The following is a 14011-nucleotide window of genomic DNA, read 5'->3' as shown; positions in this document are numbered from 1 at the left end:
GGATGAATAAACAACCTGCGATACAACGGCTTGGCGCCAGCTGCGTTGCGGGACGACAAAGCGGGACACAGATCCCGCCACAGCGCCAGAATCAGCACCAAATAGCCGACTGGATCACATCAACCGTGCTGCAACCGCGTGGTAAACCGAGCTAAAACCACGACTCAATCACGCATAAAAAGGCGGAATAGATCAATAAAAAGCAATTAATCGCGCCGGATTAAATTTCAGGTATGGCTATTTGCACCGCTTGGCCGCTAAATGACAGACCGGCCTTCAGACCAGCATGGAAGCGCACAAGGCTAACCGGCAGCAGACCGGTACGCTCTCAGGACGAGTAATGACTTTCTTCTCTCACAGGAGACAGACCGTGAGCGCTTCGAATCAACACCCCACCATTCCCCCCGGCTCCGGGGCGCTGTTCTTTATCCAGACCTTCTCGACTCTGGGGTTTGCCGTGCTCTACTCCACCCTGGTGCTCTACGCCACCAAGCGGCTCGGCTTTAGCGAATCCCAGGCAAACGCCATGATGGGGGTCTTCGGGGCCTTCAACTATGGCCTGCACCTGTTTGGCGGCTATCTCGGCGGGCGCTACCTCAGCAACCGTAACCTGTTCGTGATGGGGATGGTGCTGCAGGTGATCGGCTGCTACTTCATCGCCGAGATGGGGATCACCGGCCTCTACTGGGGGCTCGCCATGTTCCTTACCGGCAGCGGCCTCAACGTCACCTGCCTCAATATGATGCTGACCCAGCGCTTCGCCCCGGATGATCACCGCCGCGAGAGCGCCTTCCTGTGGAACTACGCCGGGATGAATCTGGGCTTCTTTATCGGCTTCACGGTGGCGGGCTACTTCCAGCTCACCGAGGATTACCGCACCCTGTTCCTGTTTGCGACGCTGGGCAACATCATTGCCATCATCGCTACCTTCGCCTGCTGGCCCATTCTGGCGGATATCAGCACCCCGCTGCGCCATCTCAAAGGGAGCGGCTTCTACCGCCGCATGCTGGCCGGTATCGCCATTCTGGCCATGCTGGTGCCGGCGCTGCGTCTGCTGCTGACCCACGCCAGTTTCAGCGGCAGCTTCGTGCTGATCCTGGGGGCCGTGGTGCTGGTGCTGCTCTGCGTGATGACAGCCCGCCACCCGGACGCCGCCGAGCGAAGCCGCATGGTGGCCTACCTGATACTCGCCCTCGGCTCCCTTATCTTCTGGTCGCTCTACCAGCTGGCGCCCATGGGACTGATGCTCTTCTCCGAGCACAACATCAACCTCAACGTGTTCGGGCTGCGGGTCGCCCCCCAGTGGATCCAGAACATCAACACCATTGTCATCGTCATCGGTGGCCCCCTGATGGCGCTGCTGTTCAAGCGACTGCGCGAACAGGGGTGGAATATCGACATCCCCTCCCAGTTTGCCGCCTCCCTGTTCTGCATGGGATTGGGGATGCTGGTGCTGCCGATCGGTATCCATCTGGCGGGGGCCGACGGGCTGGTCGCCTTCAAGTGGATCGCCATCAGCTATGTGCTGCAGAGCTTTGGCGAGCTGCTGATCTCCCCCATCGGCTACGCCATGATCGGCAAGCTGGCCCCCGCCAGCCTGCAGGGCTTGATGATGGGCTGCTGGATGATGGTGACCGGCATCGCCTCGGTGCTGGCGGGCTATGTCTCCGGCGCCATGCCGCAAAATATCGGCAGCACCCCGGTCGCCACCAACCCGGGTTACAGCTCGGTGTTCAATATGCTCGGCTGGGGTTCGCTGGCAGGCGGCGTGGTGTTGCTACTGCTGGTGCCCCGCCTGCGCCAGCTGATCGCCTCCAAAATCACCCCGCCACCGGCGGCGACAGCTATCCCCGCCTGATCGGTTTGAACCACTTGGCGGCGTGAGCCGCAAACAAGACCAGAGTCCCCGCAATCATGGATTGCGGGGACTCTGCTTTTGGTGGGGTGGATCGTTTAGACTTCGCTAATCAGCGCAAATCGCCTTATCCAGCAAGGCAATCCGGTTACCTTCAGAATCCTGAAACTCGGCCACCTTGATGACTTCCCCCACCCGGGTCACGGGGTAAAGCAACCTGGCGCCCGCTGATAGCGCATCTGCCATCACCCGCTCAATATCGTTCACCGTCAGATAAATACGCGTGCCATCCAGACTCGGGACATAACTCTCCCCTCTGGCCAACGCACCAGAGCAGCCTTCGGCACCGTCAATAAGCGGAAATAGCGCCATTTCATTGCCATCGATCTCCACTCGTTCGAACTCGATATCAAAAACGGCAGAATAGAAAGCAATTGCTCGCTGCATATCCGTTACCGGAATCTCGAAATGCATCCCAATATTGACCATCGAACCCCTTCCTTGTTAGTTAGCGAAAGCGCCGTGCAGGCAGAATCATGCCCCCATTATTGCCATGAAGCCATCCATCAGATCCACGCAGACGGGTCAAAAGACCAGATGGTGCGCTGAGAAGCACGATCTCGCAGGGGACAAGTGCATGCCAACCTTTGGCCCTAGTTGTCACGCCATACCAAAATGGCTGCGATCTCTGCTCCCTTCTCCCACTCTTTGCCATAGATAAGGGGAGAAGGGTCGGGGATGAGGGGAGCAAACAATCGACAAGCAGCAAAACGTTAAAGCAAACAGAAAGAAGTAGGGTCGATTAGCGAAGCGTAATCGTCCGCACTGCAATCTCGGTGGCGATGGATATAGAGAAGAGATCAGCTGGAGCACCGGTAGAATTACGGTAACCTGTTTTCGCGATCTACGGCTCTTCGGTTGCTTCATCTAGCTAGACTAGTTACTCCACCTTGAATAGAATAATAAAATTCAAACTTCAGGATTCCTAGCGTGACACATATAACGAAAATAAAATTAATTAAATCGCTATCACTTGCTTTTATTTTCTTGTGGGTGAATGCAATGATGACTGCCCCATTGATAATGACTGATTTTTCTTGGCTTGAAATACAGAAAGTCTGGGATCGCTAGCAGACATTCAACTCAGGTATGATTGCTCTTTTGGCTGCCGTACTTGCAATATACGCAGCTCAATATTCTGAAAATGCGAAGAGATACAGAGAACTAATCGCCGCAAAATCTCTCCTGCCATTAGCCTTGTCAGAGCTACACACCTACTGTACCGAATTAGCTACATACCTAAAAAATGAATTTATTTTTCTTAGTGAAAAACACCAGATAGATACATCAACAACCAAAGAAAACCATGACCCCCCCATTCCACCAAAAGAATGGGTTTTTGAAGTATTTAAAAACTGCATGATTCATGAGCATGAAACTGAAGCAAAATTCATGGCATCAATACTATCTGACATGCAAATAACACGCGCAAGAATTGAGAGCATGAAAGATAAAAACAACCTAATTACAGAATGTACATTTTCAAGCCATGCTAACGACATATGTCTATTACATGCTAAATTAGGTAGAATGTACGATTACTCGAGGAAGCACTCTTTATTATCGACAACAGAAATAACTGATGAGGAAAAAAAATAATAGTATCTGTGTATTAGATATTGAATGCCTTCCAAAATATAAATAAATACATATATTTATAAATGAAGGGCGCTTTCGCACCCTTCTATATTAATTACCCTTCCTGATTTTCCCCGGCTACCGGTTCGGTTCCAGCGGCGGGTTCAATCTCGATGCGATCCACGCGCTGCAAACCGCGGGGCAACTTGGCGCCACGGCGGCCGCGCTCGCCGCGGTAGTAGTCAAGGTCAGATGGCTTAAGAGTGAGCTTGCGCTTGCCGGCAAACAGGGTGACCGACTGGCCCTGCGGGATGACGGCGGCCATCACCACAAACTCCTCCCGCGCCTTGACCCGAGCAGAGGGGATGCTGATGAGCTTGTTGCCCTTGCCCTTGCCGAGTACCGGCAAGGTATTGAGCGGGAACAGCAGCATGCGCCCTTCGTTGGAGATGGCCATGCAGAGATCGGTTTCTGGCGAGCCAATCTTCTGGGGTGCCATCACCTGACCCCCTTCCGGCACGGTGAGCAGCGCCTTGCCGTTCTTGTTCTTGCCGATGAGATCGTCATAGGTGCAGACAAAGCCGTAACCGGCATCGCTGGCGATCAGATACGGCTCGCCCTCGTTGCCCATCACCAGATGGCGCACCTCTTCCCCAGCCCCCAGCGCAAAGCGGCCGGTGAGCGGCTCACCCTGACTGCGGGCGGAGGGCAGGGTGTGCGCCTCCAGCGAGTAGGTGCGGCCAAAGCTCGACAGGAACACCGCCTGCTGGTTGCTGCGGCCAAAGGCGTGGGTGAGGTAGTTGTCCCCCGCCTTGTAGGAGAGCCCCTCGACATCCACGTCGTGGCCCTTGGCGGCGCGTACCCACCCCTTGTCGGAGAGGATGACGGTGACCGGTTCGCTAGGCACCAGCTCTTTCTCGGTCAGCGCCACCGCGGTGGCACGCTCCACCAGCGGGGTGCGGCGATCGTCGCCGTACTTCTCGGCATCGGCCAGCAGCTCTTTCTTGAGCAGGGTGTTGAGACGACGCTCGGAGCCCAGAATAAGCTCCAGCTTGTCACGCTCTTCGGCCAGTTCGTTCTGTTCGGCGCGCAGCTTGAACTCTTCGAGCTTGGCCAGATGGCGCAGTTTCAGCTCGAGGATCGCTTCGGCCTGGGTCTCGGTAATGTTGAAACGCTCCACCATCACCTTGCCCGGCTCATCCTCGGTACGGATGATCTCGATCACCTCGTCGATGTTGAGATAGGCGATCAGCAAGCCTTCGAGGATGTGCAGGCGAGCCAGCACCTTGTCGAGGCGGAATTGCAGACGGCGACGCACTGTCTCGCGGCGGAACTGGATCCACTCGCTGAGGATGGTCTTGAGGCACTTCACCTGCGGCCGGTTGTCGAGGCCGAGGATGTTGAGGTTGACCCGGTAGTTCTTCTCCAGATCCGTGGTGGCGAACAGGTGGGCCATCAACCCCTCCACATCCACCCGGTTGGAACGCGGCACGATCACCAGACGGGTCGGGTTTTCGTGGTCCGATTCATCGCGCAGATCGGTGACCATCGGCAGCTTTTTCGCCACCATCTGGGCGGCGATCTGCTCCATGATCTTGGCGCCGGAGGCCTGATGGGGCAGCGCTGTGATGACGATGTCGCCATCCTCCTCGCTCCAGACCGCCCGCTGCTTGATGGAGCCCTTGCCGGTCTCGTAGATTTTGCGGATATCGTCGCGCGGGGTGATGATCTCGGCGTTGGTCGGGTAGTCCGGCCCCTGAATGTGCTGCATCAACACATCGAGCCCCGCATTGGGGTTGTCGAGCAGCTCGGCACAGGCGTAGGCCACTTCCCGCGCGTTGTGGGGCGGGATGTCGGTCGCCATCCCCACCGCGATACCGGTCACCCCGTTGAGCAGGATGTGCGGCAGACGGGCGGGCAGCACTACCGGCTCCTTCATGGTGCCGTCGAAGTTAGGCGTCCACTCCACCGTGCCTTGGCCGAGCTCCGAGAGCAGCAGCTCGGAGAAGCGCGACAAGCGCGCTTCGGTATATCGCATGGCCGCGAAGGATTTGGGATCGTCCGGCGCACCCCAGTTACCCTGACCGTCCACCAGCGGGTAGCGGTAGGAGAAGGGCTGGGCCATCAGCACCATGGCTTCATAACAGGCGCTGTCGCCGTGGGGGTGGTACTTACCCAGCACATCACCCACGGTACGGGCGGACTTCTTGTGCTTGGAGAGGGCCGACAACCCCAGCTCGCTCATCGCGTAGATGATGCGCCGCTGCACCGGTTTGAGGCCATCGCCAATATGCGGCAAGGCCCGATCCATGATGACGTACATGGAGTAGTTCAAGTAAGCCTGTTCGGTAAAGGTGCGCATTGGCTGGCGCTCTACCCCGTCCAGACTGAGCTCGATAGCATCACTCATGTGATTTTCTCTTTCGGTTCGGGAGCCGCCACAGGGCGACTCCGGCTAAATGCTTGCTGGCCCTGTGAGGGCCAGCCGACGGCTTAGATGATGGCGAGGTTGCCCTTCTCTTCGAGCCACTCACGGCGATCACCCGCCCGCTTCTTGGCCAGCAGCATGTCCATCAGCTGCAGGGTTTCGTCAGCCGCATCCCCTTCACTCTCCCCTGCCGGCTCCATGGTGAGCTGCACCAGACGGCGGGTGTTGGGATCCATGGTGGTTTCCCGCAGCTGTTTCGGGTTCATCTCACCCAGCCCCTTGAATCGGGTCACCATCACCTTGCCTTTCTTCTTCTCGGCCTCGACCCGCTGCAACACGCCGTTCTTCTCGTCCTCGTCGAGGGCGTAGTAGACCTCTTTACCGATATCGATCCGGTAAAGCGGCGGCATGGCGACATAGACGTGGCCTTTCTCCACCAGTGTGCGGAAGTGCTTCACAAACAGGGCGCAGAGCAGGGTGGCGATGTGCAGACCATCCGAGTCCGCATCCGCGAGGATGCACACCTTGCCGTAGCGCAGGCCGCTGAGATCCTCGGAATCGGGGTCAAGGCCGATGGCCACGGAAATATCGTGCACCTCCTGCGAGGCGAGCACCTGACCGGCCTCCACCTCCCAGGTGTTCAGTATCTTGCCGCGCAGCGGCATGATGGCCTGAAACTCGCGATCCCGCGCCTGCTTGGCACTGCCGCCCGCGGAGTCACCCTCCACCAGGAACAGTTCGCCCTGCATGGGGTCGGCGCAGTTACAGTCGGTCAGCTTGCCGGGCAGCGCCGGGCCCTGGGTTATCTTCTTGCGTACCACCGTCTTGGCGGCGCGCATCCGGCGCTGGGCGCTGGAGATACAGATCTCGGCGATCTGCTCCGCCAGCTCGGTGTTGCTGTTCAGATAGAGGCTGAAGGCATCCTTCACCACGCCGGAGACAAACGCCGAGCTCTGGCGGGAGGAGAGGCGCTCCTTGGTCTGACCGGCGAACTGCGGATCCTGCATCTTGATGGAGAGGATGTAGGCGCAGCGATCCCAGATATCTTCCGGAGTCAGCTTGACCCCGCGCGGCAACAGATTGCGGAACTCGCAGAACTCACGCATGGCGTCGAGCAGACCCTGACGCAGACCGTTGACGTGGGTGCCGCCCTGCGCGGTGGGAATGAGGTTCACATAGGATTCGGCGAGGCATTCGCCCCCTTCCGGCAACCAGCAGAGCGCCCAGTCCACCGCCGACAGTTCGGAGCTGAACGAGCCGATAAAAGGCTGCTCCGGCAGGCAGGTGAACTGCTTGACCGCGTCGACCAGATAATCCTTGAGGCCATCTTCGTAGCACCACTCCAGCTTGATGCCGGTGTTCTTGTCGAGGAACTTGATGGTGAGGCCGGGGCAGAGTACCGCCTTGGCTTTGAGCAGGTGCTCCAGCTTGGTGACCGAGAATTTGGGCGAATCAAAGTAGCTCGCCTGCGGCCAGAAGCGCACCCGGGTGCCGGTGTTGCGACGGCCGCAGGTGCCGGTGATGGTCAGCTCCTGCACCTTCTCGCCACGCTCGAAGGCGATGTCGTAGACCTGACCGTCGCGACGCACCGTCACCTCGACCCGATCGGAGAGGGCGTTTACGACCGAAATACCCACCCCGTGCAGACCACCGGAGAACTGGTAGTTCTTGTTGGAGAATTTGCCGCCCGCGTGCAGCTTGCAGAGGATCAGCTCCACCCCGCTGACCCCCTCTTCCGGGTGGATATCGACCGGCATGCCGCGGCCGTCGTCGATCACTTCGAGGGACTGGTCTTCATGCAGGATCACCTCCAGACTGCGGGCGTGACCTGCCAGCGCTTCATCGACGCTGTTGTCGATGACCTCCTGGCCGAGGTGATTGGGCCGGGTGGTGTCGGTATACATGCCGGGGCGGCGACGCACCGGCTCAAGGCCATTGAGGACCTCAATGGCATCCGCATTGTATTGAGTAGACATGGAGGGCCTTGCGAATTGACGTTTGGAGGGAATCTTAACTGCTAGGCGGGGGTAGAACAAACTCCCCGCACCGAAAGCTTGATCTGGAGAAGAACAAGCAGGGCGAGACCGCCCTTATTGACTCAAACCTGACTATAACCCGAGGAAACGGATGATCTGGGCGGGGTAGCGCTCGAACGCCACAAAGGCGTGGTTGCCGCCGCACTCCAGCGAGAGGCGGGCAAAGCGGTATTCATCCAGCGCCTTGCGATAGTCGAGCACCTCATCCCCCTGCTGTTGCAGGATCCAGAGTCGCTCCGGCACCGTCACCGGTACCGCCAGTGCCCGCAGCTCATCCATATGTTCAGGCCGCAGTTCGTACTGCTCACCCGTATAGGGATTGGTCTGGGGGCCGAGGTAGTCACAGAGCAGCTCGTGGGGGCGCACCGCCGGATTGATCAGCGCAGCGCGGCAGCCGTACCGCTCGCTCACCCGGGTCGCCATAAAGCCGCCGAGGGAACTACCCACGGCGCCGAGCTTGAATTCACTACCATAACGACGCTGCAGGTCGGCAATGGTCTGCTCGATAGCCGCCCAAGCCGCCGCTGGCGTATTGGGCTGGGCTGGAATGACCACCTCAATGTCGGGCCGATTGGCGGCCACCCAGGCAGCCATCTGCTGCGCCTTGGCGGAGCCCGGTGAGGAGTTGAAACCGTGCAGATAAAGGAGAACCGACTTCATGGAATGCTCTCCTCAATAACCGGTAGCGTTGGGGTCGGGTACAAACTGCCCCACCGGCAGGCGCCACACCTCGCTGGCCACCCGCCCATCCGGATAGAGGGTGAGATAGCGCCAACCCGGGCCGGACTCGTCCAGCGCAAAGCCATCGCAGAGCGGTTTGAACTGGATGCAGGTCGATGGGCTGGCAATCAGCCGCACCCCGCGGTGCACCTCGTCAAACTCCTGATGGACGTGGCCAAACAGGATGGTCTTCTGCTGTGGATGACGGGCCAGTACAGCAAACAGGTCATCGGCATTCTTGAGATTATGCTGATCCAGCCAGGCGCAGCCCACCGGTACCGCCTGATGGTGCAGGGTGATAAGGGCGTGGCGATCAGGATATTGGCGCAGGGCACGGTCGAGGGCGGCCAGCTGGTGATCGCCAATCATGCCGTGGGGTTTGCCGCGCACCTGGGTGTCGAGCAGGATCACCTGCCAGTGGTCGCCCACCAGCTGTTTGGATTCGCTGATCCCGGCGGCATGGAGATATTCGGTCATCAGCGGGCTGTCATCGTGATTGCCCGGCAGCCAGTAGATGGGGCGACCCAGGGGTGCCATCATGGAGGCGAAACGCTGATAGGATTCCGGGCTGTGATCCTGCGACAGATCGCCGGTCGCCAGAATCACCTCGTAGGGGTGTTCATTGGCCTGCACCTGTTCCAGCACTGCGGCCAGACTCTCTGCGGTGCGCACAGCCAACAGCCGCCCTTCGGCACTCGCGAAGAGGTGGGTGTCGGTAATTTGCAACAGGCGCACACTGCCGTCCTGCGCCTGGGGGAGCTCTGTTTCCAAAATCACGCTTCTTTTTATTTGTTCAACTGGAGATATTGATCGGGCTGGTACCATGTCTGAGACAAAATTTTAGCCATTCGGCCAGAAACAGATTTACCTGCTCCTTTTCGTCCCGCTGGTGCATCTTTTTATTGGGATAATCATAACGTGGTTGCAAACGGGAAATCTGTTGCGCTGCACACACTTCCGCCATCCGCACATCATGATACAAACGAATCTCTATCTGAGCTTGTAAATATTCGGGCAATTCGGGGTTATGCTGGCTCAGGATCACCTGATTGGTGAAGCGACTCTCGCCAATGATGGTGAGCTGGAACTGCAGATCGTTGCCGACCCGATAGCGGCGCTCGGCCCCAACTTCCCCATCTGGCGGCAGCAGTTTCATCAACGCCATGTAATTGACCTCGCAGGTTCTCTGCAAAGACATCAAATCCGGCACATAACGTTTGGTCCGGGATTGAACTAACGACATCGCAAAGCTCCATCAATCAACACCCGGGAGTAGTTGACCTCGCAGGTACGCTGCAAGGACATCAGATCAGGCACATAGCGCCTGCTCTGTTGCAGGGTCAGCGCCACCTCAGCGATCTGCCAGCCAGCGGGCACGCAGCTCGCCATGGTTGAGGGCCAGCCACTGCAGGGCAATGACCGAGGCCGCATTGTCGATACGTCCCTCTTTGAGCCAGGCGTAGGCCTGTTCGCGGCTCACCACGTGCACCCGGATATCCTCGCCTTCATCAGCCAGACCGTGCAGGCCGCTCGCCTTGCTGGCATCCACCTCGCCCACAAAGACCTCGATCCGCTCAGTGCTGCCGCCCGGGCTCACCAGATAGCTGATGGCATGCTCGCAGCGGGCCACCTCGATCCCGGCCTCTTCCACCGCTTCGCGGCGCACCACCGCCTCGGCGGTCTCCCCTTCGTCGATGATGCCGGCCACCAGCTCCAGCAGCCAGGGGGTGGAACAGGTCTCCATGGCGCCGATGCGGAACTGCTCCACCAGTACGATCTGGTCGCGTACCGGATCATAGGGCAGCAGCGCGGCAGCATGACCCCGCTCGAACAGCTCGCGCACGATGGGCTGATTCCAGCCGCCAGCAAATAACCGATGCTGCAAACGATAGACATTCACCTTGAAGAAGCCGTTATATCCAGCTGATTTTTCAATGATTTTCACATCATCGGCGGCGTAATGCCGATCTTGCGGCAAGGGTTGCTGCGACATCCGGGGCTCCCGTCAGCTTGACTTGTATCAGTTTGACCATAAAATCCGAGGAACATGAATGAACGTTCATTCACTCGGCGTGCCATGGTAATGAGGGGTGGATTTTAGCAGCCACAGACCATTTGGCTAGGCGCGCGGGGAGAAAACTGCGTCCGGTTCTTGACGTTCCCGTCACCGGACCTGAGACTCTTAGCATTAAATTTTGCTTATAGTAGAGTGATTAAGCTGCAATCAAGCTTGGTCGGTGACAATATTTGCCTCTCCAGCAACCAGTTTGGGTTACTACATAAGGTTAAAACGATCTATGAAAAGAACACTTTTGTCAGTCATGGTGTTGCTGGGCGTCAGTGCCGGTGCCCATGCCGAAAACCTGCTCGACATCTACCAGCAAGCCCAGATCAAAGACCCGCAGTTGCTGCAGTCCAAAGCCGTTCGCGACCAGGCCTTCGAAAAGATCAACGAATCCCGTGCTCCTCTGCTGCCCCAGATCGATCTGGGTGCCGGGCTCAATTATCTGCAAAACAAGAACGATACCCAGAGCAATACCAACGCCAAGGGTGAAGTGACGCTGTCGCAATCCCTCTATCGTCGCAGTAACTGGGTCAATCTGGATATCAGCGAGAAGCAGGCCACTCAGTCAGATGTCGCCTACAACCTCGAGATCCAGAACCTGATGGTGCGCACCGCCAAAGCCTACTTTGATGTGCTCAAGGCGATGGATACCCTAGAATTCGTCCGAGCCAACAAGGTTGCGGTAGAGCGTCAGCTGGAGCAAACCCAGCAGCGTTTCGAAGTGGGCCTGACCGCCATCACCGACGTCCATGAAGCTGAAGCCTCCCGCGACCAAGCGCTGGCTGACGAGATCAATGCCGAAAACTCTCTGGACAACAGCTACGAGACCCTGCGCGAGCTGACCGGTATCGATCACCGCAATCTGGATGTGCTGAACACCGATCGTTTCAGCCCGCAGAAGACCGCCTTCGGCTCCGACAAGTGGCTGGAGCTGGCGCTGGACAAGAACCTGCAACTGCACAGTGCCCGAATCAGCAAGGACATTGCCAAGGAGCAGATCGATCTCGCCAAGACCGGCCATGAGCCGACTCTGGATCTGGGTGCCGGACTGCAAACCAGCAATACCGATTACAAGCTGGATAGCATTCCGGGTGGCAATGACAATCAGGCCAATATCGGTCTGACCTTCAAGCTGCCCATCTACAGCGGTGGCGCCACCAGCTCCAAGGTGAAGCAGGCTCAGTACAACTACGTGGCGGCAAGCGAACTGCTGGAGAAGAACTTCCGCTCGGTGCAGAGCACAGTACGCTCCTCCTACAACAACGTGAACGCCAGCATCGGCTCGGTGCGCGCCTACAGCCAGTCTGTGGTCTCCGCCGATAGCGCCCTGAAGGCAACCGAAGCCGGTTACGAAGTGGGTACCCGTACCATCGTCGACGTGCTGGACTCCACTCGCAAGCTGTACGAGGCCAAGCAGAAGCTCTCCGAAGCCCGTTACAACTACATTCTCAATATCCTGAGCCTGAAACAGGCTGCCGGTATTCTGGAAGCGCAGGACCTGGTGGAAGTGAACCAGGGTCTGATGCCTGCCACGGCAAAAGCCAAAGGCTGATAGCCGCTATCGGACATGAAAAAGGCGACCGCAAGGTCGCCTTTTTGTTATCCGTATTTCGGTCGGATTGCAGCCGCCGATAGTGAGTCCCGCCAGATTGCGGGGCCAGCAGAACGTTAGCCGCGCTCGCGGATCGTCTTGATAATGTCGGTGGTGGAGCAGCCATCCTCGAAGTTGAGAACGCGCACCTCGCCGCCATTGGCGGTCACCTCGGCGTAACCGGCTATATCTTCCGGCTTGTAGTCGCCGCCCTTGACCAACAGGTCGGGCAGGATTTCGGCGATCAGGCGCTGCGGGGTATCTTCACCAAACGGCACAACCCAATCCACCGCGCCCAGCGCAGCCAGCACCGCCATGCGGCGCTCGGTCGGGTTGACCGGACGACCCGGCCCTTTCAGACGGCGAACCGACTCGTCAGTGTTGACCGCCACGATCAGGCGATCCCCCAGCTTGCCGGCGTTGGCCAGATAGGAGACATGGCCGGCGTGCAGGATGTCGAAGCAGCCGTTGGTCATCACCACCTTCTCGCCGCGCAGACGGGCGGCACGAACCGCCACTTTCAGCTGGGCTTCGGACATGACGCCGAAGCCGGTCTCCTGCTCGGTGTAGAGGGCATTGGCCAACTCGACCGGGCTGACGGTAGAGGTACCCAGCTTGCCGACCACGATACCGGCAGCGGTATTGGCCAGCGCACAGGCTTCGTCCAGGCTCTTGCCTGCCGCCAGTGAGGTAGCCAGAGTGGAAATGACGGTATCACCGGCACCGGTCACATCGTAAACCTCGTGAGCCTGAGCCGGCAGATGCAGCTCCGGCTGACCTTCGCGGATCAGGGTCATGCCGTTCTCGGAACGGGTGACCAGCAAGGCATCCAGCTCGAAACGCTTGACCAGATCCAGCCCCTTGGCGACCAGCTCCTCTTCGCTCTTCACCTTGCCCACCACGGCCTCGAATTCGGACATGTTGGGGGTCAGCAGGGTGGCACCGCGATACTTCTCGAAGTCAGTCCCCTTGGGATCGACCAGCACCGGAATACCGGCGGCACGGGCGCGCTGGATCATGCCTGGCACGTCGTTGAGAGCACCCTTGCCGTAGTCGGAGAGGATCATCACGTCGCTATTCGGCAGCGCCTGCTCGACCTTGCTCATCAGCAGGGTGGCATCGACGGAGTGGAAGGGCTCTTCAAAGTCCAGACGCAGCAGCTGCTGGTTGCGTGACAACACCCGCAGCTTGGTGATAGTCGGGAAGTCGGCCAGACGAACGAAATCACAGGCCACCTTGACGCCAGCCATCTGGCCAGCCAAAGCATCGGCAGCCTCGTCCTGACCGGTCAGGCCAAGCAGCACGGCGTGGGCGCCCAGCGCAGCGGAGTTGAGGGCCACGTTGGCCGCGCCACCGGGACGCTCCTCAATGTGTTCAACCTTGACCACGGGCACCGGCGCCTCGGGGGAAATCCGACCGGTAGGGCCATGCCAGTAACGGTCCAACATGACATCGCCAACGACCAGAACGCGGGCTTTTTCAAAATCGGGCAGGGTGATCTTCATCTGTATCGACTCTCAAAACCTGAAAAATCAGCGGGCGATTTTATCACACTCTTTTATCCGGTGTAGAAAAAGCCGACCGCGGTTGCCGCCGCTGTCACGCTAACCGGACGCGGGTTACCCCTCTGACCAGCACACAGCCATTCGCCCCCGCCCCCCCTTTTCGGCTAGAATCC

The 14011-nt window shown here is 58.6% G+C and carries 11 protein-coding genes; 3 read left to right on the top strand and 8 right to left on the bottom strand.

Annotated elements, in window-relative coordinates; translation table 11 throughout:
• Positions 1 to 370 precede the first annotated feature (370 nt).
• Positions 371 to 1858 carry a peptide MFS transporter gene (locus I6L41_RS19355; RefSeq protein WP_254203353.1) on the top strand — a complete coding sequence of 496 codons (1488 nt, stop codon included), beginning with the start codon at positions 371 to 373 and terminating at the stop codon, positions 1856 to 1858.
• 105 nt (positions 1859 to 1963) lie between these two features.
• Here I6L41_RS19355 and I6L41_RS19350 read toward each other — a convergent pair whose 3' ends face one another.
• Positions 1964 to 2344 (bottom strand): VOC family protein, encoded by a 381-nt coding sequence (locus I6L41_RS19350; RefSeq protein WP_088868424.1) that lies wholly within the window; start codon positions 2342 to 2344, stop codon positions 1964 to 1966.
• 660 nt (positions 2345 to 3004) lie between these two features.
• Here I6L41_RS19350 and I6L41_RS19345 point away from each other — a divergent pair.
• Positions 3005 to 3514 carry a hypothetical protein gene (locus I6L41_RS19345; RefSeq protein WP_216960728.1) on the top strand — a complete coding sequence of 170 codons (510 nt, stop codon included), beginning with the start codon at positions 3005 to 3007 and terminating at the stop codon, positions 3512 to 3514.
• Positions 3515 to 3608: 94 nt separating this feature from the next.
• On the opposite strand, the gene parC is transcribed toward I6L41_RS19345, so the two are convergent.
• From parC to nudF, 6 genes are all read right to left on the bottom strand, one after another.
• Entirely contained in the window at positions 3609 to 5903 is a 2295-nt protein-coding gene (gene parC / locus I6L41_RS19340; protein WP_216960723.1) for a DNA topoisomerase IV subunit A, read from the bottom strand.
• Between the two features lie 83 nt (positions 5904 to 5986).
• On the bottom strand, positions 5987 to 7897 hold the full coding sequence (gene parE, locus I6L41_RS19335) for a DNA topoisomerase IV subunit B (RefSeq protein ID WP_216960720.1): 1911 nt from the start codon (positions 7895 to 7897) through the stop codon (positions 5987 to 5989).
• Positions 7898 to 8029: 132 nt separating this feature from the next.
• Positions 8030 to 8617: a YqiA/YcfP family alpha/beta fold hydrolase gene (locus I6L41_RS19330; RefSeq protein WP_167557664.1), complete on the bottom strand. Its 588-nt coding sequence runs from the start codon at positions 8615 to 8617 to the stop codon at positions 8030 to 8032.
• Between the two features lie 12 nt (positions 8618 to 8629).
• The gene (gene cpdA, locus I6L41_RS19325; protein ID WP_043826047.1) at positions 8630 to 9448 is read right to left on the bottom strand and encodes a 3',5'-cyclic-AMP phosphodiesterase; all 819 of its coding nucleotides are present in this window, start codon (positions 9446 to 9448) and stop codon (positions 8630 to 8632) included.
• Between the two features lie 22 nt (positions 9449 to 9470).
• The gene (locus tag I6L41_RS19320; protein WP_216960716.1) at positions 9471 to 9920 is read right to left on the bottom strand and encodes a DUF1249 domain-containing protein; all 450 of its coding nucleotides are present in this window, start codon (positions 9918 to 9920) and stop codon (positions 9471 to 9473) included.
• Positions 9921 to 10028: 108 nt separating this feature from the next.
• Positions 10029 to 10670 carry an ADP-ribose diphosphatase gene (gene nudF / locus I6L41_RS19315; RefSeq protein ID WP_213387752.1) on the bottom strand — a complete coding sequence of 214 codons (642 nt, stop codon included), beginning with the start codon at positions 10668 to 10670 and terminating at the stop codon, positions 10029 to 10031.
• A 304-nt stretch (positions 10671 to 10974) separates the two neighbouring features.
• On the opposite strand from nudF, the gene tolC reads away from it, so the two are divergent.
• Positions 10975 to 12294 carry an outer membrane channel protein TolC gene (tolC, locus tag I6L41_RS19310; RefSeq protein WP_005335902.1) on the top strand — a complete coding sequence of 440 codons (1320 nt, stop codon included), beginning with the start codon at positions 10975 to 10977 and terminating at the stop codon, positions 12292 to 12294.
• Positions 12295 to 12410: 116 nt separating this feature from the next.
• Here tolC and hldE read toward each other — a convergent pair whose 3' ends face one another.
• Positions 12411 to 13838 carry a bifunctional D-glycero-beta-D-manno-heptose-7-phosphate kinase/D-glycero-beta-D-manno-heptose 1-phosphate adenylyltransferase HldE gene (gene hldE / locus I6L41_RS19305; RefSeq protein WP_005335903.1) on the bottom strand — a complete coding sequence of 476 codons (1428 nt, stop codon included), beginning with the start codon at positions 13836 to 13838 and terminating at the stop codon, positions 12411 to 12413.
• Positions 13839 to 14011 lie beyond the last annotated feature (173 nt).

The sequence above is a fragment of the Aeromonas sp. FDAARGOS 1411 genome (assembly GCF_019047125.1).
In the GTDB taxonomy this organism is placed as follows: domain Bacteria; phylum Pseudomonadota; class Gammaproteobacteria; order Enterobacterales; family Aeromonadaceae; genus Aeromonas; species Aeromonas veronii.
Note: the sequence above shows the minus strand (reverse complement) of the source record. Positions and strands in the feature narration are given on the sequence as shown.

Excerpts from the sequence above, each read along its gene's own strand:
- I6L41_RS19350 (WP_088868424.1), bottom strand. The coding sequence starts at position 2,344 with ATGGTCAATATTGGGATGCATTTCGAGATTCCGGTAACGGATATGCAG.
- I6L41_RS19345 (WP_216960728.1), top strand. The coding sequence starts at position 3,005 with ATGATTGCTCTTTTGGCTGCCGTACTTGCAATATACGCAGCTCAATAT.
- parC (WP_216960723.1), bottom strand. The coding sequence starts at position 5,903 with ATGAGTGATGCTATCGAGCTCAGTCTGGACGGGGTAGAGCGCCAGCCA.
- parE (WP_216960720.1), bottom strand. The coding sequence starts at position 7,897 with ATGTCTACTCAATACAATGCGGATGCCATTGAGGTCCTCAATGGCCTT.
- I6L41_RS19330 (WP_167557664.1), bottom strand. The coding sequence starts at position 8,617 with ATGAAGTCGGTTCTCCTTTATCTGCACGGTTTCAACTCCTCACCGGGC.
- I6L41_RS19320 (WP_216960716.1), bottom strand. The coding sequence starts at position 9,920 with ATGTCGTTAGTTCAATCCCGGACCAAACGTTATGTGCCGGATTTGATG.
- nudF (WP_213387752.1), bottom strand. The coding sequence starts at position 10,670 with ATGTCGCAGCAACCCTTGCCGCAAGATCGGCATTACGCCGCCGATGAT.
- tolC (WP_005335902.1), top strand. The coding sequence starts at position 10,975 with ATGAAAAGAACACTTTTGTCAGTCATGGTGTTGCTGGGCGTCAGTGCC.
- hldE (WP_005335903.1), bottom strand. The coding sequence starts at position 13,838 with ATGAAGATCACCCTGCCCGATTTTGAAAAAGCCCGCGTTCTGGTCGTT.